The 19,667-nt window shown below is 61.2% G+C and carries 19 protein-coding genes and 1 riboswitch; of the genes, 11 read left to right on the forward strand and 8 right to left on the reverse strand.

Annotated features, from left to right (window positions below):
- Window positions 1-7 precede the first annotated feature (7 nt).
- The 5 genes from G473_RS0110875 to G473_RS0110895 all read right to left on the reverse strand — a co-directional run bounded on the left by G473_RS0110875 (window position 8) and on the right by G473_RS0110895 (window position 4,312).
- The gene (locus G473_RS0110875) at window positions 8-691 is read right to left on the reverse strand and encodes a hypothetical protein (protein WP_029013118.1); all 684 of its coding nucleotides are present in this window, start codon (window positions 689-691) and stop codon (window positions 8-10) included.
- Window positions 692-780: 89 nt separating this feature from the next.
- Window positions 781-1,008, reverse strand: coding sequence for a hypothetical protein (locus G473_RS0110880; RefSeq protein ID WP_029013119.1), 228 nt, complete (start codon window positions 1,006-1,008; stop codon window positions 781-783).
- A gap of 164 nt (window positions 1,009-1,172) precedes the next feature.
- On the reverse strand, window positions 1,173-2,735 hold the full coding sequence (locus G473_RS0110885; RefSeq protein ID WP_161630971.1) for a peptide ABC transporter substrate-binding protein: 1,563 nt from the start codon (window positions 2,733-2,735) through the stop codon (window positions 1,173-1,175).
- Between the two features lie 454 nt (window positions 2,736-3,189).
- Complete coding sequence (gene dksA, locus G473_RS0110890; RefSeq protein ID WP_029013121.1) at window positions 3,190-3,621, reverse strand: RNA polymerase-binding protein DksA; 432 nt, start codon at window positions 3,619-3,621, stop codon at window positions 3,190-3,192.
- A 208-nt stretch (window positions 3,622-3,829) separates the two neighbouring features.
- On the reverse strand, window positions 3,830-4,312 hold the full coding sequence (locus tag G473_RS0110895; protein ID WP_245580040.1) for a flagellar assembly protein FliX: 483 nt from the start codon (window positions 4,310-4,312) through the stop codon (window positions 3,830-3,832).
- Between the two features lie 219 nt (window positions 4,313-4,531).
- On the opposite strand from G473_RS0110895, the gene G473_RS0110900 reads away from it, so the two are divergent.
- From G473_RS0110900 to sciP, 6 genes are all read left to right on the forward strand, one after another.
- Window positions 4,532-5,674, forward strand: a complete 1,143-nt coding sequence (locus tag G473_RS0110900) for a flagellar basal body P-ring protein FlgI (protein ID WP_029013123.1) — start codon at window positions 4,532-4,534, stop codon at window positions 5,672-5,674.
- Window positions 5,674-6,024 (forward strand): rod-binding protein, encoded by a 351-nt coding sequence (locus G473_RS0110905; protein ID WP_029013124.1) that lies wholly within the window; start codon window positions 5,674-5,676, stop codon window positions 6,022-6,024. Before G473_RS0110900 ends, G473_RS0110905 begins: the two co-directional genes overlap by 1 nt.
- Window positions 6,021-6,464: a flagellar protein FlgN gene (locus G473_RS0110910; protein ID WP_029013125.1), complete on the forward strand. Its 444-nt coding sequence runs from the start codon at window positions 6,021-6,023 to the stop codon at window positions 6,462-6,464. Before G473_RS0110905 ends, G473_RS0110910 begins: the two co-directional genes overlap by 4 nt.
- Before the next feature lie 225 nt (window positions 6,465-6,689).
- Window positions 6,690-9,005, forward strand: a complete 2,316-nt coding sequence (locus tag G473_RS0110915) for a flagellar hook-length control protein FliK (RefSeq protein ID WP_029013126.1) — start codon at window positions 6,690-6,692, stop codon at window positions 9,003-9,005.
- A gap of 29 nt (window positions 9,006-9,034) precedes the next feature.
- Window positions 9,035-9,703, forward strand: coding sequence for a flagellar hook assembly protein FlgD (locus G473_RS26380; RefSeq protein ID WP_051330152.1), 669 nt, complete (start codon window positions 9,035-9,037; stop codon window positions 9,701-9,703).
- 80 nt (window positions 9,704-9,783) lie between these two features.
- Window positions 9,784-10,074, forward strand: a complete 291-nt coding sequence (sciP, locus tag G473_RS26385) for a CtrA inhibitor SciP (RefSeq protein WP_281169917.1) — start codon at window positions 9,784-9,786, stop codon at window positions 10,072-10,074.
- On the opposite strand, the gene G473_RS0110930 is transcribed toward sciP, so the two are convergent.
- A complete protein-coding gene (locus G473_RS0110930) occupies window positions 10,075-11,367 on the reverse strand; it encodes an MFS transporter (protein ID WP_029013127.1) in 1,293 nt (430 codons plus the stop codon).
- A 237-nt stretch (window positions 11,368-11,604) separates the two neighbouring features.
- Window positions 11,605-11,791, forward strand: a riboswitch (yybP-ykoY riboswitch).
- A 4-nt stretch (window positions 11,792-11,795) separates the two neighbouring features.
- On the opposite strand from G473_RS0110930, the gene G473_RS0110940 reads away from it, so the two are divergent.
- The 3 genes from G473_RS0110940 to G473_RS0110950 all read left to right on the forward strand — a co-directional run bounded on the left by G473_RS0110940 (window position 11,796) and on the right by G473_RS0110950 (window position 15,586).
- Window positions 11,796-12,368: a manganese efflux pump MntP gene (locus G473_RS0110940; protein WP_029013128.1), complete on the forward strand. Its 573-nt coding sequence runs from the start codon at window positions 11,796-11,798 to the stop codon at window positions 12,366-12,368.
- 120 nt (window positions 12,369-12,488) lie between these two features.
- Window positions 12,489-13,994 (forward strand): glycerol kinase GlpK, encoded by a 1,506-nt coding sequence (gene glpK, locus G473_RS0110945; RefSeq protein ID WP_029013129.1) that lies wholly within the window; start codon window positions 12,489-12,491, stop codon window positions 13,992-13,994.
- Between the two features lie 26 nt (window positions 13,995-14,020).
- Complete coding sequence (locus tag G473_RS0110950; RefSeq protein ID WP_051330213.1) at window positions 14,021-15,586, forward strand: glycerol-3-phosphate dehydrogenase/oxidase; 1,566 nt, start codon at window positions 14,021-14,023, stop codon at window positions 15,584-15,586.
- Window positions 15,587-15,595: 9 nt separating this feature from the next.
- Here G473_RS0110950 and G473_RS0110955 read toward each other — a convergent pair whose 3' ends face one another.
- Together G473_RS0110955 and mepA are read right to left on the reverse strand one after the other, a co-directional pair.
- Window positions 15,596-17,011 carry a purple acid phosphatase family protein gene (locus G473_RS0110955; RefSeq protein ID WP_051330153.1) on the reverse strand — a complete coding sequence of 472 codons (1,416 nt, stop codon included), beginning with the start codon at window positions 17,009-17,011 and terminating at the stop codon, window positions 15,596-15,598.
- 111 nt (window positions 17,012-17,122) lie between these two features.
- Complete coding sequence (gene mepA / locus G473_RS0110960; protein ID WP_035706865.1) at window positions 17,123-17,905, reverse strand: penicillin-insensitive murein endopeptidase; 783 nt, start codon at window positions 17,903-17,905, stop codon at window positions 17,123-17,125.
- 161 nt (window positions 17,906-18,066) lie between these two features.
- Between mepA and G473_RS30290 the strand changes: the two genes are divergently transcribed.
- Together G473_RS30290 and G473_RS0110965 are read left to right on the forward strand one after the other, a co-directional pair.
- A complete protein-coding gene (locus G473_RS30290) occupies window positions 18,067-18,264 on the forward strand; it encodes a hypothetical protein (RefSeq protein WP_154667367.1) in 198 nt (65 codons plus the stop codon).
- 198 nt (window positions 18,265-18,462) lie between these two features.
- The gene (locus G473_RS0110965) at window positions 18,463-19,641 is read left to right on the forward strand and encodes a fumarylacetoacetate hydrolase family protein (RefSeq protein ID WP_245580041.1); all 1,179 of its coding nucleotides are present in this window, start codon (window positions 18,463-18,465) and stop codon (window positions 19,639-19,641) included.
- Window positions 19,642-19,667: the final 26 nt, after the last annotated feature.

A 19,667-nucleotide genomic window follows, 5' to 3' on the forward strand; every position in this document is an offset into this window, starting at 1 on the left:
TCAGCGATCAAGGCTTCTGGTGTCCGATATGGCGCAGGATGGATGTTTCCGTCTCCAGCAGCGCATCATGGATGCCGGCCCAAATCTGTTCCCCCTCCTCCGCGCCATAGCCAGAGACGATACGGCTTTGCAGATTGCCCACCAGTTCCAGATCGGCAATCTGGTCGCCCATGGCGAACCCATGCACACGGGTGGCACCCGCAAAGGTGCCGTAAAGGGTGAAAGGGCCGCCTGGCATCACAGCAGCGACACGGCGCACACCGTTTAAAAACTGCCCCGCCCCGCTGGGCGCGACCTTGAGATCGACATAATAGAGATACTCGGCCGGCTGCTCACGCGAGGGCGGCATCGACAGGCCAAGATCGATCCGGTTCAGGACGGATGTATTCATATCCAGGACACAGCCCTGGAAATCCCGGAGCTTCACCACCCCATCGCTGCCATAGACATCCGTCATGACGCGGTCGAGCGACAGCATCTGGTCCATGGCGCCCAGCCGGTCGAGCGGAATGATGATATAGACACCCAAGGACGGGCCGGCGACCGTGGCATAGGCGCTCCATTCCATCCGCGACGGATGTTGCTGGTAAGCAAAAGCGACCTGACGCGCCAGATCCTTGAAGTCTGAATATTTCTCACGCCGTATGGTGGCCCGCACAAAGACACAGAGCGGCGCCGGAAACGTCCACATCGATTATTCGTCCGTTGAATATTGGACCCATGATTCTGAACCAACCGCGGAAGGGCGCACGACACCGCCGTGCGCCCTTCCGCAGAGGCTTACTTCTCAAGCTTGAGAAGGATGGCGCCGCTCCAGTCTGCACCGGCATTGGCAACATGCACGTTCAGGCAGTTGGTCGACTCAACCCACTCCAGGCTGACAACGGCATTGCCGATGTCAGTCCCATCCGCCTTCAGGGTGGCGCTCGGGTCTGCGAGCAATTTTGCCCGGTAGGAGGGATCCTTAATCGCACGCCCCAGCGCCGCCAGAATGGCATCGTACAACATGTTTCACCTCTTGTTTGAAGATCTGTGGACCAAACGCAACCCAAAATAACCGAACAGAGACACACTCGCAACGGGATTCACGAAAAGTTAACTCAACTACATAAATTTTCATAATTTATATGGAATCAAAAAAATCACTCATGGAGAAATATACTAGAATAATATCATCGCCATTTAATATATTTGAATATGTGAGTGTCACGGATGTTTCCGTTCCAGCCGGAAACGCTCGGACTCACAAGACGCATCGTGGCACCAAACAAAATAGGGATCAGCGCGCCTTGGTTGCATAAATAGGTGTCCAATTTTGACAGGGCGACCTGCTGTGCTTCCACGGTCACGGCGCCATCCAGCGCTGTGACCAAGGCAACCAGTTCCGGATCATCGTACCGCAGGCCACCGGCCCCACCGGGACGAAGGATCTCCGCCGCATACATGAGCGTCGGGGACACCCATGACCGCACCACCATATCGCCGAAGGCACCGGTCCGGACCCGGTCGGCCAGGACGCGGGCCTCCTGCACCTCGATGGTGGTTTCAACCCCCAGCTTTTTCTTCCACATCGCGGAAGCTGCAATGACGGCATGGCGCGTCGTTTCATTGCGCGTGTGCAGGATGGTCAGCCGCAGGGGGGTCTGCGGACCATACCCGGCAGCGGCCATCAGGGCCTGGGCCTCCGCATCGCGCTGCTGCTGCGGGGGATCAGGTAGGACCGGCGGCGTATAACCGGCAAGGCCGATCGGGATCAGGGACAAGGCCGGGCGTGGAACATTGCCCAGCAGCCCGGCAATCGCCGACCGGTCAAGCGCCAAAGCCAGTGCCCGTCGCAGATCGCCGCGTCCGGCCAGCGGACCCGCCGCCATATTGATCTGGATATAGCTGAGCCCTGCAGCCGGATCGATACGAAGGCTCTCTGGCATTTCCCGGGCGGCAAAGGCGAGCTGCGACGCAGGAAGCGTATAGGTGACATCAAGATCACCAGCGCGGAACCGCTTCAGTTCAGCGTCCGCATCCTCCGTCACATGCAGGTGGATGTGGGAGATGCCCAAAGTGCGGGCAACTGGATGATGGTCATTTGGCTCCAGGAAATAAGCTTCCTGCAGACGATGTTCGGCCAGCCGGTAAGGGCCGTTGCAGATAAGGGCACCGGCGCGGGGAAAATGGACCCTGGCCGCCGGATGCAGCGGCAAGGCGAAGGGCAGCGCCAGTAGGTCCGGAAGGTCCGGTGCGGGCCGCCATAGCCGGACATGCAGGGTCCGGGCATCCGCCGCCTGCACCCCAAGGGCCTGTGTGCCCATCTCTCCCCGAAGGATGGCAGGCACGTTCTCCACCGCCGACAGCAGGTTGGCAAAGCTGGCAGCGGTTGCGGGATCAACCAGACGGCGCCAGCTTTCAACAAAATCAGATGCAGCTACCGATGTGCCATCAGCCCAGCGGGCATCAGGCCGCAGATGGAATGTCCAGAACAGTCCGTCATCGGTGACCGTCCAGCGCTCTGCCACCCCTGGTCCAGCCACCCCGTCAGGCCCATAGGCGGTCAGCCCTTCGCAGATATTAAGCAGAATCCAGGAGGCGGATAGGCGGGTACTGCGATGGGGATCAAGGGTATCAAGCTCCGCCCCCATACCAATATTCAAAATACGGTCAGGACCGCGGACAGGTTGCCCTTCCACTTGCACCGTCGCGAAGGCAGCCGTCAGGGATGCCAGAAGCGCGACTATCGTCAACAGCCTGACTTTCATCCGACACCATTTTGCTGACCCACGCGCCAAAGCATGCGGGCAGCAAAGAGAGTAGCTTTAAACGTAAGAGTTTTAAAGAGGTGATTTTTAAACAATCAAGAATAGCGTTGTCCATTCCGACGACAAAATGCATAAGGGCGCAGGCTTTTCAGATCACCAAATTTCAACGGAATCATACCAAGGTCGAGAAATCTTGGGCTCGGTATCCGCGCCGGTCGGCGCGGCGGCGGCCCATCACGCCGAAGTCAGTAAATGCTGGCAGGTCAGAATTTACGGACACGTGTATCACCTGTCGCTTCGGATGGCGCTGTTGGAAAAGAAAAAGCCCTGGATAATGGCCAGGAGGCCAATATCCAGGGCTTTTCCTGACTTAACCGTCAGGCATGCGTCTCAACTCCGTCCGGTGACCTTAACCGATCACCGGACATTGAACGCCGTATCAATCGTCGCGATGGGTGCGCTCCATCCGCTCGTGCCGTTCCTGGGCTTCCAGGCTCAGCGTCGCGATGGGGCGGGCCTCCAGCCGGCGGACGCCGATAGGCTCCCCGGTTTCCTCGCAATAGCCATATTCATCATTGGCAATGCGTTCCAGGGCGCTGTCGATCTTGGAGATCAGCTTACGTTCCCGGTCACGGGTACGCAGTTCCAGCGCGCGGTCCGTTTCCAATGTGGCACGGTCAGCGATATCAGGCTCTTGCAGGCCGCCATCATCATGGAGGCTTTGCAAAGTCTCGGTGGATTCCCGAAGCAGCTCAGCACGCCACTGCAACAGTTTCTGGCGGAAATACTGCTTCATCACCGGGTTCATATATTCTTCGTCTTCCGAAGGACGATAACCGGTGGGCAGCAGAGGCAACGATGATGACGACATCTTCAGCGGTCCGATCCTGGGCCTCGAAACGCGGCGGAGTATATGGAGACGCAAAGGCGCCCGCAACATTCCTGCGCACAGCTTTTAAATTCTCTCAGGGTCCAAAAAACAAGGGCTTATGTCCGATGGCCGCACGGCTAAGACGAATGGCCGCAAAGGCGCGGTAGAAACATCCCGCACCGCTGCATGATTTTGTTCTGGGGACCGGTCAGGGGCCCGGCGTGAGCTTCGCGATTTCCACCTGCGCCCGCAGGTCGATTTCATCCAGCAATTCCTGAAGGCGGGGATCTTCGACATTTTCCCGCCGTGCCTGGATGGTGCGCACGAGTTCATGCAGCTTTTCCACAGGGAAGCTGCCGGTCAGCAGGCCGAGGCGCAATTCCTCGAGCCGGTCCAGGATATCTTCCGCCCGGGCCGTGGCACGACGGCGCTTGCCGGAAAGTGCATCATCCACCTCCTGCAAGGCGAATAACGGGTTGATCCCGCCGGCCGTCTGGGAGCCGGAGACACGGGCGCCGCCCTCTTCCTCACCATCCTGCAGGTGGCGCATGAATTCGCCGCTGCCGCTACGCTGCGTCGTCTTGCGTACCTGTCCGGGGCGGGTGGAACCTGGACCCTCAATCTTCATGGCCGTGGCAACAATCCCATCACGGAAAACATGCCTTTCCAACCGATAAGGAAAGGCTGACATGCTGCCATCATTGGTACCATCCGCCAGAGCCCGATACCTAGGGCAATTTTTGCCCCTATCCGCTCGCACCGGGTAAAAGGCGGCGTTCCCTGCCCTGCCCTGCCAGGCCAACTGGCGGAAAAGCGCCATTGGCATGAAACTCGCATACCATAATTCCGCATAAAGGGCGCAAAATGCCCGTTGAACCGGAAGACTTGTTGTAGAATCGGATCGACCGCCATGGTGACGACTCCCGCCCCCCGCCTTATCCGTTCCGTCCGCCTTCTGGCGCTGCTGCTGGCCGCTTTGCTGATGCTGGCACCACAGGCCGCCCAGGCCCAAAGCCGGATCAAGGACATCGCCGATGTCGAAGGGGTGCGAGACAATATGCTGATCGGCTACGGTCTTGTGGTCGGCTTGAACGGCACGGGCGATACGATCAACAATTCGCCTTTCACCGAACAGAGCCTGATCGGCATGCTGGAGCGGCTGGGCGTCAATATCCGTGGGCAGACCCTTCGTACCAAGAATGTGGCGGCTGTCATGGTCACGGCCACCCTTCCGCCGTTCAGCGCCCAGGGCACCCGGATTGATGTGAGCGTCGCCGCCATGGCCGACGCCAAGAACCTGTTGGGCGGCACCTTGCTGGTGACACCGCTGCTGGGTGCGGACGGGGAGGTTTATGCCGTTGCCCAGGGTGCGGTTGCGGTCGGTGGCTTCTCTGCTCAGGGTGCGGCGGCCTCTGTCACGCGGGGTGTTCCCACCAATGGCCGTATCGCCGGTGGGGCCATCGTTGAACGGGAAATAGATTTCCGGCTGGCCGACATGCCCTATCTGCGGCTTGCCCTGCGCAACCCGGACTTCACAACGGCCATGCGTATGGCGGAAGCCATCAACAAGCAATTCGGTGCCCGTGCCGCCCGTGCCATCGATCCGGCAGCGGTGATGATTGATGTTCCCGCCGCTCGCAAGGCCGATCTGGTCAGTTTCATCCGGGACGTGGAGCAGCTTCCCGTCGTGCCCGACCAGCCGGCGCGCGTGGTGATCGACGAGGCGTCCGGCGTCATTGTGATGGGTGAGAATGTGCGGATCAGCACCGTCGCCATTGCCCAGGGCAACCTGACCATCCGCATCACTGAAACCCCGCAAGTTTCCCAGCCCGGCCCGCTGAGCCAGGGTGGACAGACTGCTGTAGTGCCGCGTACCGACATCCAGGTTGATGAAGGGGCTGATCGTAAGCTGGCCGTCATGCCCTCCGGCGTGTCCCTTCAGGAACTGGTGCATAACCTGAATGCCCTGGGTATCGGGCCGCGTGATATGATCTCCATCCTGCAATCCATCAAGGCCGCAGGCGCCCTGCAAGCCGAGATCGAGGTGATGTGATGAGCGATTTCAAGCTGCCCCCTCCCGGCTTTGACACCCAGGCCCTGGCCCAGGCCGGTGGCTTCCCCCGCCGCAATGCCAGCGGGGGCAATGTTGACCCCCACCAGTTGGACAAATCCGCCCAGGATTTCGAGGCTGTCTTCATCTCCCAGATGCTGTCCCATATGTGGCAGGGCGTGGAGACGGACAGCACGTTTGGCGGTGGCCAGGCGGAAGATACTTGGCGTGGGATGATGGTCGAAGAATATGGCAAGCAGGTCGCCCGTGCGGGCGGGCTGGGCATTGCCGACGAAATCAAGCGCGAGATGCTGCGTATGCAGGAAGATGCGCAGAAAAAGGAGGGGGCATGACAGCAGAAAACCGGACGGATGCGCTGATCGAAGCCATGGAACGCCTGACCAGTCTCTATGAGGTGGAGAACAAGGCGATCCTGGACCATAACATCCCGGCCTTGGGACATGTGGCGGAACAGAAGCCCCTTCTCGTGCGCACTTACGAGGATTGTGTAAGATCGATACGCGCCGACCCCACCGCCCTGACGGCGCTGGATGAGGCAGGGCGACAGCGCCTGCGTGAACGGTCAGATGCTTTTGTCGACGCCACCCTTGTCCATGCCCGGCTGGTCCGCGCTGCGACCCAGGTTACCCAATCCATGGTCAACACCATGGTCGGGGCGGTGAACCGGGCCAGGGCCGAGGATGGAGCTTATACAAGACGCGGCGGTACAGTGATGCCCGCCGCCTATGCCCGCAAGACAGCGCCCAGCACATCTGTGAATTACAAGCTCTAACGGGCCCTAGCGGTCCTGTGAAAAGGCGCGGCCTGTTGGTCGCGCCTTTTGCTTTCCGCCCCTTCTGCCGTCACCCCGGCAAGGCTTGCCGGGGTGACGGCAGGAACTGCCAGGGGGCAGGAACTGCAACAGGGCCAATGGACAGAAATCCCCGGAAAATCATGCGCTTTTCTTGGCACGGACGATGCATCAGCCGGACAGGCTTCAAGTGCAGGATTTCCCGCCATGGACATTGCAAACCTCCTCTCCCAGCGAAATGGGGCGACACAGGCCGGTAACGGTGCGACCAAGGGTTTGCCTCTCCTGGCGGAGATGGAGGGAGGCGAGGCCGGCGAGAAATTCGACCGGCTGCTGACCAATTTCCTGACCCTGGATGCTGGCCGCACCGCTGCCAAGGCCGGCGGGGATGGTGCCCGACAGGACAAGGCACAGATGGGCGGGCGGGAACAGCGTTGGGGCCTGATGGGCATCAATCTGCTGCCGCAGACAGAACAGGCGGGAACACCGGCCCTGACCTCTGAAGTCGCTGCCTTTCTCGACGAATTATCGACCATGATGGGCCAGACGGGCAATCTGGCCGGAGCTCTGAGTGATGATGGCGAAGGGAACGCCGAAGGCGCGACCGGTGAAGCGGCGGGTCCGGACAGTGATGATGCGGCCATAGTCGCCGCTCCCCTCCCTGAAGCCGTTGCCATGCCCGTTGAAGCCGCACCCCTGACGCGGTTCGGGCTTCCTTCGGGTGGGGATGCGACGGAGGCATCCTCCTTGGCGATGTCCCTGGGCATGAATGAAGATCTGCCCACAGCCGGAACAATGGCTACGCCGTCTACCCCGACGATGGCACCCAGCCGGCCCGCCCCGGTGATCCCCCTTGCCCTCCCCCTGGCGGGAGAAGGGCCGCAAGGGGGGCAGGCCGGCAGCATGATGCCGCCAATGCCGATTATCCGCGATTTTCCCGGAAGCAGTGGCCGGACAGCCGGGGAAACGCCAGCCGCTGAGTGGAACGGTGCCACAGGACGCGGACAACCGGGTGCCATAACCTTGCCTGCGGGCATGGTGCCGGTCAGTGATGTCAAGGCGCAGGCGATGCAGGCCGTCTCCACCCTGGCTTTGAATGCGCAGGCGGGTACGGATATAGCGTCGGATGCTGTTGCCGTTACCAAGTCTGACACCCTTATGACCGCCGCGACCATGGCGGCCGATGTGTCCGCCAAACAAGGTGGAGCGACAGCCGTGACGGTGGAAACTCCGCCGCGCCAGACAATGGTTGCGGCCGGGGACGCCGTAAAAGTGGACGGGACCGCGCAGATAGCCGACCATCCGGCTGCTAAAGGAGCGCCTGTTGAAAAGCAGAACGCTAATGGTCCCATGGCCAACGTGGCGACACCAGCCGCTCCCTCTCCTGCTCCCCAGCCGCAAGCGGGCCTTGCCCCCCAGGTGGCAGTGGAAAAAAAGGCCGGGACTGGAACCGTGCCTTCAAAAGGCATTGAAATGGTATCGGCTGGAATTGGAACCGTGCCGTCGGAAAGCACTGAAGTGGCGCCGCCAGACGATCCGACAGCCCCCGCTGCCTCTACTACGCCATCGGAAATGCCGGTCAAACCAGCCCCCCTTCCCGGTCATGGGCCGGCTGCCAGGGCCGCGAATGTGCCAAGCACAGCTGCCAAAGCGGATGATAGTGCTGCTGACAGCGTAGCCGCGGCTGAAGATTTCTCAGCCCAGGACGCAGTCCAGCCGAGTGAGGATGAAACCAACAAGCGGATGCTGGCCCCCAAACATATAGGCCGTGAGGCCACAAATGCCGAGGATGGAGCGGCACAAATTGCCGGGCAGATGGTGACCCCGTTCCAGGCGCCGCGTCCTGCCCCTGACATGGTGTCTATGGTCCGCACGCCGTCGGTTGCCGACAATCTTCTCTCCCGCGCGGTGGCCGCCACTTCGGGTGGCTCTGGCAGTGAATTGTCCGCCGACAGCCATCCCGACGCCGCGCTGACGACCGGCAATGGCGGTGATCTGGCCGCAACCAGCGGACAGGCGCTGGGGGATACCAAGGTACAGGGGACGGATTTCGCCCAGCATCTGCGCCAGAGTACTGGCACAGGGCGAGCTGGCGCCCCACCTCCGCCGCCGCATCAGATAGCGGTCCAGGTGCAGCGCGCCGTCCAGGAAGGACAAGACCGGCTTTCCATCCAACTTCGCCCGCTGGATCTGGGGCGGATTGACGTTCAGCTTGATTTTGGGTCGGAAGGCAAGCTCCGGGCCAAGGTAACTGCCGATAGCGCCCAGACACTAGAGCTTCTGCAAAAAGATTCGAAGTCGCTGGAGCGGTCCTTGCAGGAAGCCGGATTGGAAATGGATCAGGGCGGTTTGTCCTTCTCTCTGCGCGATCCGGGCGACCAGGCCCAGCGCGGCAATGATCGCCAGCAGGAAGAAGGTCGCTCTGGCACGAAAACTGCTTCTGTTCAGCCAGAAGATGAGACCCCGGCAAGTGCTGCCTATAGACCGGTTCTGGAACCGGGACGGGTGGATGTTCGGATCTGATCAGGCGTATAACAGGGAAGGTCACAGCCATGTCTGTTTCCGGTATCTCCAACACCAGCAATACCCAGACGGGCAGCGGCACCGGGTCTATCAATTCCCTTGCTGATCTGTCGCAGAATTACGAAACCTTCCTGCGGCTGCTGACGGCCCAGTTGAAGAACCAGGACCCTCTCCAGCCGCAGGATTCGGCGGAGTTCACCAATCAGCTCGTCCAGTTCTCCCAGGTCGAACAGCAGATATCATCCAACAAGAAGCTGGATGACCTGATTGCGTCGGTGAATAACGGGCAGCCCAACCAGGCGCTGGGTTACCTGGGCAAAACAGTGGAAATTCAAAGCAACGGTATCCCGCTTCAGGATGGCAGTGCCGAGATGACCGTGTCGCTGGACATGGCACCAACCGAAGCTGTGGTGGAAATCACCGATGCCAAAACCAACAAGGTTATCCGCACTCTGGCCCTGCCAAAGTCAGCCGGGACGCATGAATTGAAATGGGACGGGACGGACGACGCCGGCAAGAAGGTGGAGGACGGCACTTATGTTGCCAACGTCAAGGCGACCGATGCGAATGGTGAAAAGCTGAACAGCGTTGTGCTGGCTTTCGGCAAGGTGACGGGCGTCGATCTGACGGCAAGCGAGCCCTACCTCATGATCGGCAATCTTCCCATCACCATGGGGAATGTGTTGTCGATCAAATGACCGGTTGGTCCTTCATCACTTTTTAACGGCAGGCCCTTAACGATAGAGGTAATCTTATCGTATGGGAGCGCCTTCCGATCATGACGTCCTTTCCTGCCAGCGCGAGCCGCCAGCCGGAACCCACCACAGGCCGCAACCGCCCAAAGCCGGCAAAGATGACCCTGGCCGACCTTCCGCCTGCTGATACCCAGCGCTGGGTTATGCGCCGCAAGGCAGAGGTGGTGGCAGGCGTCCGTGCTGGCCTGTTGAGTGCCGAGGAAGCCTGCCGACGGTATAACCTGTCACAGGAGGAATTTTCCTCCTGGCAGAACATGGTGGAACGTCACGGGGTACGCGGCCTGCGGGTAACCAAGCTGCAGGATTATCGCTGATCAATCCTGCCCCCCTGCCCGGGCCTCGTGATGCTTGCGGCCGAGGAGGTACAGCCCCACCCCAAATCCGGCCGCACTGAACGCCATGACATAATATGCTGGCGCCAAGGGGCTGAGCTGCAGCAGCAGCGTCACGGCGATCGGGGTCAGGCCGCCGAACACCGCATAAGCGACATTGTAGGAGAAGGACAGGCCCGTGAAGCGGATGGCAGCCGGAAATGCCTGGACCATCACGAAGGGCACCGCACCGACAATGCCCACGCTCAACCCGGACAATGCCGACAATGGGTAGAGCCAGGAAGGGTCTGCCGCTACGCCCGTGAAAAGCAAAAAGGCGGTTCCGCCCAGCAGCGGGCTGGCCAGCGCGAAGAAGCGCCCGCCTCCCAGCCGGTCGATACTATAGCCCGCCAACACACAGCCGATTGTCAGGAACAGGGTCGCCACGCTGTTTGCCTGCAGGGCCACGGCGGCGGTAAATCCATAGAACTTTTGCAGGATGGAAGGGGTCATCAAGACAATGACGATGATCCCCGCCGACAAAAGCCCCGTCAGCACCATGGACAGGATAATTGCTGCCCGATGGTCGCGCGCCACGATGCGTAATGGCAATTCGGCTGATAATTCCTTACGTTGCTGCAGGGAGCGGAAGACGGGTGTCTCCTCCAGCCAGCGCCGCAGATAAACCGAGAACAGGCCGAATATTCCGCCGGCCAGGAACGGGATGCGCCATGCCCAATCCAGCACTTCCTGTGGGGTGAAGATCAGGTTCAGGCCGGTCGCCATCAGGGAGCCCAGCAGGATGCCCAGGGTCAAGCCGGCCGTAACCGTGCCGCAAGCCAGACCGATCCGGTTGGCCGGGACATGTTCGGACACGAAGACCCAGGCGCCCGGCACCTCGCCGCCAATCGCCGCACCCTGTAGAACGCGCAGCAGAAGCAGCAATATCGGCGCCGCCAGACCGATATTGGCATAGGTGGGCAGCATGCCCATCCCCAGGGTGGAGAGCGCCATCAGCAGGATGGAAAAGGTGAACATGCGCTTGCGACCCAGCCGGTCACCGAAATGGGCCATGACAATCCCACCCAGCGGTCGTGCCAGATACCCCGCTGCGAACACCCCGAAGGTCTGAAGCTGCTTCATCCAATCCGGCAGTTCAGGCGGAAAGAACAGCGCACCGACAACCGTGGCGAAATAGACGAAAATAATGAAATCATAAAATTCCAGCGCACCCCCAAGGGCCGCCAGCGACAAGGTGCGGGCGTCCTGCCGGGACATCCCCTGCGATGATCTCATGGGCCGATCCGCCCCTTTCCGATGCGTCCTGTCGGCCGATGCGGCCGGTAAATAATTGTGACGGATACAATCTTGCCCTCATCCGGGCAAGGGGATGCGGGAACTTTCCTTCGCATGATGCTTCAGGACAGGATCTGCCTGGTCTTGCACCTTCGCTTCCAGAAAGAGTTGCAGGAAAAATCATGGGGATTTAAAACCTATATTCCTTACTTGACGCAGCGCAGCATCCGGTTTATCCAGCCGCCCGTTGGGGAGTAGCTTCCGGCGCCTGACCGGGATCGTGTCAACATACTTGTCTCTTATGGCTTCAAGGGACATGGCACGGTCAGCAGTTCTTGTGATCTGCCTAGCAAGACCAGCGTGCTTCATCGTCCGTACCGGCCGGACGTGTGAGGGCGCTGTTTTTGTGTGTCCGGCGGATATTTGTGATGACCCCCGCATCCATCGCCATCCTGTCGCTCAGCATGTCCGCTGATGCCTTCGCCGCTGCCATCGGGCGTGGCGCGGTGCAAAAACCCAAATTCGCTGCCGCCGTTAAAGGCGGCCTTGTCTTCGGGATTATTGAAGCGATTACGCCACTGGTTGGTTGGTCCCTGGGCTTGATCGCCGCCGATCTGGTGGAAGAGGTCGATCACTGGATCGCCTTCTGCCTGCTGGTCATTGTCGGGGGCCGTATGGTGTGGGAAGCCGCCACCCGGGGAGAAGAGGAAGAGGACCAGCCAAGTGGAAAACGCGGCATCCTGGCCCTGATCGCCACTGCCGTGGGTACCAGCATTGATGCCGCTGCCGTTGGTGTTGGCCTTGCCTTCCTGGAGGTTGATATCCTGGTCATCGCCCTTTCCATCGGTTTCGCCACCTTCATCATGGCCACCACCGGTATGATGATCGGTCGCATGGTCGGGGTGCGCTTTGGCAGTGTGGTAGAAATTTTGGGGGGCGTTGCCCTGATCGGTCTTGGGACTATGATCCTCATTGAGCATCTGGGGTTGATGGCTGGCTGACCGGGATTGAGACCGCCGGGACGGAAAATTCCCCTGTCATGCCTGTCGGGCCAGCGGGTAAGCTCTCCCCCATCACCGGTAATCATCCGGGACGGGGAAAATCCGCAAGGGATTGCAGGCATGAGCGATCATATCCTGGCCATCGACCAGGGCACGACCGGCACAACCGTCATCATCTTCGACCGGGAAACCCATATTGCCGGTCGCGCCTATGCGGAATTCCCCCAATATTATCCGCAGGCCGGCTGGGTGGAACATGATGGGCTGGAAATCTGGCGGGTAACGCTGGAAACAGTGGCCCAGGCCCTGCGCGCCGCCAAGCTGCGGCCAGAATCACTCCGGGCCATCGGCATTACCAACCAGCGCGAAACCGTGATGGCCTGGAATCGCCACACGGGACAGCCGGTTCACCGCGCCATTGTTTGGCAGGACCGGCGCACGGCGGCCTTTTGCGATACGTTGCGCGCAGACCCCGCCATTACCGCCATGATCCGGGAAAAGACGGGGCTTGTCGTCGATCCCTATTTTTCCGCCACAAAAATGCGCTGGCTGCTGGAGAATGTGCCTGGCCTGCGCGAGGGCGCGGAAAAGGGAGACATCCTGTTCGGCACCATTGATAGCTGGCTGATCTGGAACCTGACCGGCGGCGCCCTTCATGTGACCGATCCATCCAACGCCGCCCGCACCCAGCTCTTCGATATCCATACTGGCTGCTGGGATGATACGTTGTTGGCGATGATGGGCGTGCCGGCCTGTGCCCTGCCCCAAATCGCCAGTTCTTCCGGCATCCTGGGTTATACAGTGGAATCGGGCTTTTTAGGCGTTGCCGGCATTCCCATCGCCGGGGTGGCGGGGGATCAGCAGGCGGCTTTGTTCGGCCAAGCCTGCCACGGGCCGGGTCTGGCGAAGAATACCTATGGCACCGGCTCCTTCCTGCTGATGCATACGGGGACACAGACCCTGCGCGATCCGGGGCCGCTTTTGTCGACCGTGGCCTGGCGGATTGGGGATCAGCCGCTGGAACATGCGCTGGAAGGCGCGATCTTTGTGACCGGTGCGGCCGTGCAATGGCTGCGCGACGGGCTGGGGCTGATCGCCTCGGCAGCGGAAACAGAGGCGCTGGCCCGTTCGCTTTCCGATAATGATGGCGTCTATTTCGTCCCTGCCCTGACCGGCCTGGGGGCCCCGCACTGGGATCCATATGCCCGCGGCATGATTGCCGGGCTGACGCGCGGCACCAGTCGGGCCCATCTGGCCCGCGCCGCCTTGGAGGCCATGGCCTATCAGACCCGCGATGTCGTGCGCGCGATTGAGGCCCAGACCGGCATCGCCCTGACGGAGCTGCGGGCCGATGGTGGGGCGGTGGGCAATGATTTTCTGATGCAGTTCCAGGCCGATCTGCTGGATGTCCCGGTAGAGGTGCCGCAGATCGCGGAGACGACGGCGCTGGGCGCCGCTTATCTGGCTGGGCTGGCCACCGGCTTCTGGCAAAGCCGGGCGGAAATCCGCAGCACCTGGAAGCTTGCCAAACGGTTTGAACCTAGCATGGCGCCAGCCGAACGTGACCGGCTTTACCAACGCTGGACCCGTGCGCTGGAACAGGCACGCGGCTGGGCGCTGGATTGATGGAAAGAACCGCACGGGATGAAAGCATGAAGCTGCTGGATCGCGCCACCGGGCTGGACCGGCTGGAAAAGACAGCGGAATGGGACCTGCTGGTGATTGGCGGCGGCGCCACCGGGTTGGGGATTGCCCTGGATGCAGCGGCACGCGGCTATCGTACCCTGCTGCTGGAGGGGCATGATTTCGCCAAGGGTACCTCCTCCCGCTCTACCAAGCTGGTCCATGGCGGGGTGCGCTATCTGGCGCAGGGCAATATCCATCTGGTGCGCCATGCCCTGCATGAGCGGGGGCGCCTGCTGGGCAATGCGCCGCAGGTCACGCACCGCCAGGGCTTCATCGTTCCCTGCTATCGCTGGTGGGAACTGGGTTTCTATGGCGTGGGGCTGCTGGCATACGATCTGCTGGCCGGGCGGCTGGGGTTGGGCCGGTCCCGCCTTCTGTCCAAGGCGGCGGTCAAGCAGCGCCTGCCCACCATCAATGACCAGGGGCTGTGCGGGGGCATCCTTTATTATGATGGGCAGTTCGATGATAGCCGGCTGGCGCTGGCCATCGCCCAAAGTGCAGCCGCCCAAGGCGCCACCCTGCTGAACTATCTGCGGGTGACCGGTCTGGTGAAGCGGGACGGCAAGGTGAAAGGCGCCCATGCCACCGATATGGAAAGTGGGCGCACCTATGAAATCCAAGCCCGCGCCGTGATCAATGCCACCGGCATTTTCACTGACGATATTCGCCATATGGACCGGCCAGACCAACCGGATGGCTTGTCCCTGTCCCAGGGCGTGCATCTGGTGCTGGACCGGTCTTTCCTGGCGGGCGACGATGCCATCCTGATCCCGAAAACCAGGGATGGCCGCGTGCTGTTCATCCTGCCCTGGCTGGGGCGCACGCTGGTGGGCACCACGGATACGGCGATTGACGTCGCCAGCCTGGAGCCCAAGGCCCAGGAACAGGAAATCGACTTTCTGCTGGCCCATGCCGCCCATTATCTGCGTCGGGCGCCGGTGAGGGCCGATATCCTGTCCATCTTCACCGGTATAAGGCCGCTGGTGCGCAGCAGCGATGAACAGGCGACCGCAGCACTGGCGCGCGACCATACGCTGCTGATCGCGGAAAGCGGGCTGGTCACTATTACGGGCGGCAAGTGGACAACATATCGGGAAATGGCGGAACAGACGGTGGATGCCGCCGCTGCCATTGCCGGTCTGGCATCCGTCCCCTGCCCGACCCAACCGCTGCACCTGCATGGCTGGGTGGATAAGGCCGATCCCGCCGATCCCCTGGGCGCTTATGGCGCGGACGCAGACGCCGTGCGCGCCGTTCTGGCCGAACAGCCCGGTTGGGCGCAGCCAATGCACCCCAACCTGCCTTATGCGCTGGGGGAGGCCGCCTATGCGGCACGGCACCTGATGGCCCGGACGGTGGAAGATGTATTGTCCCGCCGGACCCGCGCCCTGCTGCTGGATGCCAGGGCAGCGGCGGAGGCTGCACCGGCGGTCGCCACCATCCTGGCTGCCGAATTGGGAAGGGACACTGAATGGATTGCGGATCAAGTGGCAGACTTCCGCCAATTGGCGGCGAATAGCCTGCCCTCCTGACCCCTGCCCTTATTTGCCGCGCGCCGAACAGGGCCGGTTGTCCGGACCGTTCTTGCCATCGCATTTCCGCGTCGGCAGCAGCGGCTCGCGGCTCTCCTCCAACCGATTGCGCCCATCCTGGCCGCGCACGATGGCAAACGCATCATAGAGGTTGCCGGTGGCGGTATAAGCCCGCACGGCCAGACGATCGGCACTGACATCAACCATCTGGTAAAGCTCGGTATTTTCTGCCACCCGAACCGGCTGGGTGCTGGCACGGTCGTTCAGCCCATACATTTTGGAACCGACGACGGAAACCATATAGACAGGACCAATGGGGCTTCCGGCCTTGGTGGCGGCATGGGAAGCAGCCGCCCCGTCGGGATGGGAGATGCGGCTATAGCAATGATCATGGCCTTGCAGCACCAGATCGACCTTGTATTTGCTGAAGATCGGCGTCCAGGTGCTTTTCACCGGTTCGATATCGTCCGGGCGGGCGCAGGTATAGGCGGGCTGATGCATGACGATGATGTTCCAGCGCGCCTTGCTGGCGGCCAGGGTCTGTTCCAGCCAGCGCGTCTGATCCTCCAGCGTCCCCAGATCAATGGCGGATGTGCCGTCCAGCACGACGAAACGCACATCCTGATAATCCACGAAATAGGTCGTGCGCTTCACCGACGGCGCGCCGTTGCCGGGCAGGGTATAATGCGCCCACAAGGTGCTGAGGACCCGGCTTTCCTTGCCGTCCGGCGTGGTAGCATCCTGATATTCATGGTTACCGGCGGCGACAAGCTGCGGGATCATCCGGAAAGCGGGTCCCCCGGCTTCCGCCCATTCCCCATATTCATCATCATGGGCCTTCTTCTCCCGCTGGGAGACCTGATCCCCGGCATGGACGGCCAGCGCCACAGGGCCGGCGGCCTGGAAAGCGGACCGGATCACGCGGGAACCGATCTCCAGAATATCGTCCTGGGTGTCGCCGAAATAAACGAAGCGGAATGGTGCCGGCTGGCTGGCGGCCGTGGTGAAGGGGACCCACTCGCTCCACCCATCCACGCCCTTGACGCGATAGACATAGCGGGTGGCCGGCGACAGGCCGGTAAAGGTGACATGATGGTGATGCGCCGCACCATTTTCCGCCGTCACCGTCTCCGTCGTGCCTGTCACGCGGCGGGCACCATGGGCCAGCAGGGGGCCGTCAATATCCTGTACGATTTCGGCCACGGCTTCCGTCTGGCGTGTATCGGTGCGCCAGGCAACGCCCATCTCGGTCGCGGCATTGGCCCCCGGCGCCAGGACAATCCGATCAGCCCAGCCCTTCGGCGCATAACGTCCGCCGGGTGCTGGCGCTGCGGCCTTCGTCGCGGCGGCCTGGGCGGGCACTATCGACAATGCAATGAGGGAGGTTGCCAGGCCACAGAAGGCAAGCGTCACGATTTTGCGCATCACATGATACCCACTTAACGGAAAGACCTGTGTGGGTTAAGCCGCCCTCATGTCATTTTCATTAAGGGGAGATGACAATTTGCGCGCCCTGCCCGCCGGGGCGCGCCTTGGTCACTCCGCAAAAAGCGCCAGACAGGCCGCAGGCGGCGGGGGTGGTGCCGGCGGGGGCTGGTTGCTGGCGGGTGGTGGCGGATCGAACCAACTCATCAACTCGGCGTCACAACCATCGCCCGGTGGCGGTGCCTCTTGCGGGATGCAGGCGGGCGCATCCGCCGGACAGGCCAGACGGACATGGAGATGGGCAGCATGGCCGAACCAGGGGCGCACCTTGCGCAACCATTCCCGATCGCCCTGCCCCTCTGCCTGACATAAAGCCAGCTTGATGGCGGGGTTGACGAAGATTCGCGTCACCCGTTGGTCCTGCGCGGCCAGCTTCACCAGCCGCACCTGGGCCGGGCCGAAGCGGTCAGGATACACGCGCCGGGTGGTGGGATTGACCATGGTGGCGAAATCTTCCCGCTCCCGCGCCGCATGGGGCAGATCGGGCAGGTCCAGTACAAACCAGATATCAGCATCCAGGCCGGATTGATGGCTGGCATGGCCGGTCACCATGCGCCCACCGCGCACCATGCCAAGATCACCAATCGCGATCCGCCCCAACCCTTCTGATTGGACGCTGGTGGCAAGGCTACTGAGATAATTCAAGAGATCGGGATGGCCGAAATTACGCCGACGCGACAGGTTCATCACCTGGAAGCCCGGTCCTTCCGCCGGCAAGGCCTGTGCCCCCCGGATACAGCCATTGGCATAGCTGCCAATTGGTTCCGCCTCTCCCGGCGCCGGCGTCAAGGCCATGGCAGCGGGATCAGCGGCAACGACCGCAGGCGACATCATGGCACCAAGGCCAAGCAGAATGGGGAGAAGGAGGCGCTGTATCATAGGGCAAAGGATAGAACCGTCACCCAACGCCGTCCACCAGACAAAAAATCGCCACCGGCGCAAACCGGTGGCGGCAGTTTCCCTTGGGGAATGGGCGATGCGGATCAGTTGGGAAAATGACCGACATCGCCATCATGGCGGTTAAAAGTGAACCGCCATGGGTAAAACACTGCAGAGAAGTTCAAGTCGAAGGTCAGCTCGATCTTCGGAAAACCATCGACAAAATCATTAAACGGATAAACAACCGAACAGTCAATAAAAATGTTAGGGCTACCATAACATCAAAATCACTGATTTGTGCAATGCAGCAATAAAGATGGTCTTTTTTGCGGGTTCCTGTGGGCGATATATCCTTCCCATACTTAACCCACCTGTCTGGAATGAGGGATGGATGCCAGGCTGATCGGAGGCGTTGTGTGCAAAACATATCTTTTCAAACAAAACATCTCCTGTTACCGCTATCAAATTCGTGATATTACGCTGAACAAAATACCCCCTGGGAGATGCCGAACGTGCAGACCACCGCCACCGAAACCCCCGCCCCGCCCGCTTTCCTGCCCGATGATTGGCGCCAGGGCGCTTTCCTGGGCCGTATGGATTTCGGGGATGGTCCGACGCCGGTCCTGATCCATGATGGCCGTCTGTTTGATCTGTCGGCTGTGGCGCCCACGATTTCCGATCTGTTGAACCAATTGACGCCGGGCACCTTGCCCGAAGGTGGTCGCGATCTGGGGCCGGTGGAAGCTGTCAGCGTGGATCTGCAATGGGCTGCGGATAAACGGGACGGCCTGCCCCGCCTGCTCTCCCCCATTGATCTGCATTGTATCAAGGCGGCTGGCGTCACCTTCGCGGTCTCCGCCCTGGAACGGGTGATTGAGGAACGGGCGCGTGGCGATGCGGCCAAAGCAAACGAGATTCGCGCCACCCTGTCCGAGCGGATCGGCACCGATCTGCGTGCCGTGAAGCCGGGATCGGAACAGGCTGCCTTATTGAAACAGGCCCTGATGGCGGACGGGCTCTGGTCGCAATATCTGGAAGTGGCGATCGGGCCGGATGCGGAAATCTTCACCAAAGGCCCGACCCTGTCGGCCGTAGGCTGGGGCGCTTATATCGGCGTGCGTTCCGACAGTGCCTGGAACAATCCGGAACCGGAAGTGGCCCTGGTCTGTGACGGGCGGGGCCGCGTCCATGGCGCCACGCTGGGTAATGATGTCAATCTTCGTGACTTTGAAGGGCGTTCGGCGCTGCTGCTGTCCAAGGCCAAGGACAATAATGCCTCCACCGCGCTGGGCCCCTTCATCCGCCTGTTCGATGCCACGTTCAGCCTGGATGATGTCCGCAATGCCGAAGTGGGGCTGACAGTCACGGGCGAGGACGGTTTTGTCCTGAATGGCCGGTCCAACATGGCGTTGATCAGCCGTGATCCGCTGGATCTGGTGGGTCAGACCATTGGCAAGCATCACCAATACCCAGATGGGTTCGCCCTGTTCATGGGCACGCTGTTCGCCCCGATTGAAGATCGCGATGCGCCCGGTCAGGGCTTCACCCACAAGAAGGGTGACATTGTGACCATCACCAGCCCGCGCCTGGGGACCTTGACCAACAAGGTTGTCGGCTGTGATGAGGCGCCAGCCTGGAATTTCGGCCTGTCGGACCTGATGCGCAATCTGGCGCGTCGCGGCTTGATCTGACCGCTGCCTTTTTCTGCGATCCCCCC

Origin of the sequence: Niveispirillum irakense DSM 11586, assembly GCF_000429645.1 — a bacterium.
GTDB classification, from domain to species: domain Bacteria; phylum Pseudomonadota; class Alphaproteobacteria; order Azospirillales; family Azospirillaceae; genus Niveispirillum; species Niveispirillum irakense.

Excerpts from the sequence above, each read along its gene's own strand:
- G473_RS0110930 (WP_029013127.1), bottom strand. The coding sequence starts at position 11,367 with ATGAGATCATCGCAGGGGATGTCCCGGCAGGACGCCCGCACCTTGTCG.
- G473_RS0110955 (WP_051330153.1), bottom strand. The coding sequence starts at position 17,011 with ATGCGCAAAATCGTGACGCTTGCCTTCTGTGGCCTGGCAACCTCCCTC.
- G473_RS0110880 (WP_029013119.1), bottom strand. The coding sequence starts at position 1,008 with ATGTTGTACGATGCCATTCTGGCGGCGCTGGGGCGTGCGATTAAGGAT.
- G473_RS0110875 (WP_029013118.1), bottom strand. The coding sequence starts at position 691 with ATGTGGACGTTTCCGGCGCCGCTCTGTGTCTTTGTGCGGGCCACCATA.
- G473_RS0110915 (WP_029013126.1), top strand. The coding sequence starts at position 6,690 with ATGGACATTGCAAACCTCCTCTCCCAGCGAAATGGGGCGACACAGGCC.
- sciP (WP_281169917.1), top strand. The coding sequence starts at position 9,784 with ATGACGTCCTTTCCTGCCAGCGCGAGCCGCCAGCCGGAACCCACCACA.
- G473_RS30290 (WP_154667367.1), top strand. The coding sequence starts at position 18,067 with ATGACCGACATCGCCATCATGGCGGTTAAAAGTGAACCGCCATGGGTA.
- G473_RS0110895 (WP_245580040.1), bottom strand. The coding sequence starts at position 4,312 with ATGTCAGCCTTTCCTTATCGGTTGGAAAGGCATGTTTTCCGTGATGGG.
- mepA (WP_035706865.1), bottom strand. The coding sequence starts at position 17,905 with ATGATGTCGCCTGCGGTCGTTGCCGCTGATCCCGCTGCCATGGCCTTG.
- dksA (WP_029013121.1), bottom strand. The coding sequence starts at position 3,621 with ATGTCGTCATCATCGTTGCCTCTGCTGCCCACCGGTTATCGTCCTTCG.
- G473_RS0110950 (WP_051330213.1), top strand. The coding sequence starts at position 14,021 with ATGAAGCTGCTGGATCGCGCCACCGGGCTGGACCGGCTGGAAAAGACA.
- G473_RS26380 (WP_051330152.1), top strand. The coding sequence starts at position 9,035 with ATGTCTGTTTCCGGTATCTCCAACACCAGCAATACCCAGACGGGCAGC.
- G473_RS0110940 (WP_029013128.1), top strand. The coding sequence starts at position 11,796 with ATGACCCCCGCATCCATCGCCATCCTGTCGCTCAGCATGTCCGCTGAT.
- G473_RS0110910 (WP_029013125.1), top strand. The coding sequence starts at position 6,021 with ATGACAGCAGAAAACCGGACGGATGCGCTGATCGAAGCCATGGAACGC.
- G473_RS0110900 (WP_029013123.1), top strand. The coding sequence starts at position 4,532 with ATGGTGACGACTCCCGCCCCCCGCCTTATCCGTTCCGTCCGCCTTCTG.
- glpK (WP_029013129.1), top strand. The coding sequence starts at position 12,489 with ATGAGCGATCATATCCTGGCCATCGACCAGGGCACGACCGGCACAACC.
- G473_RS0110905 (WP_029013124.1), top strand. The coding sequence starts at position 5,674 with ATGAGCGATTTCAAGCTGCCCCCTCCCGGCTTTGACACCCAGGCCCTG.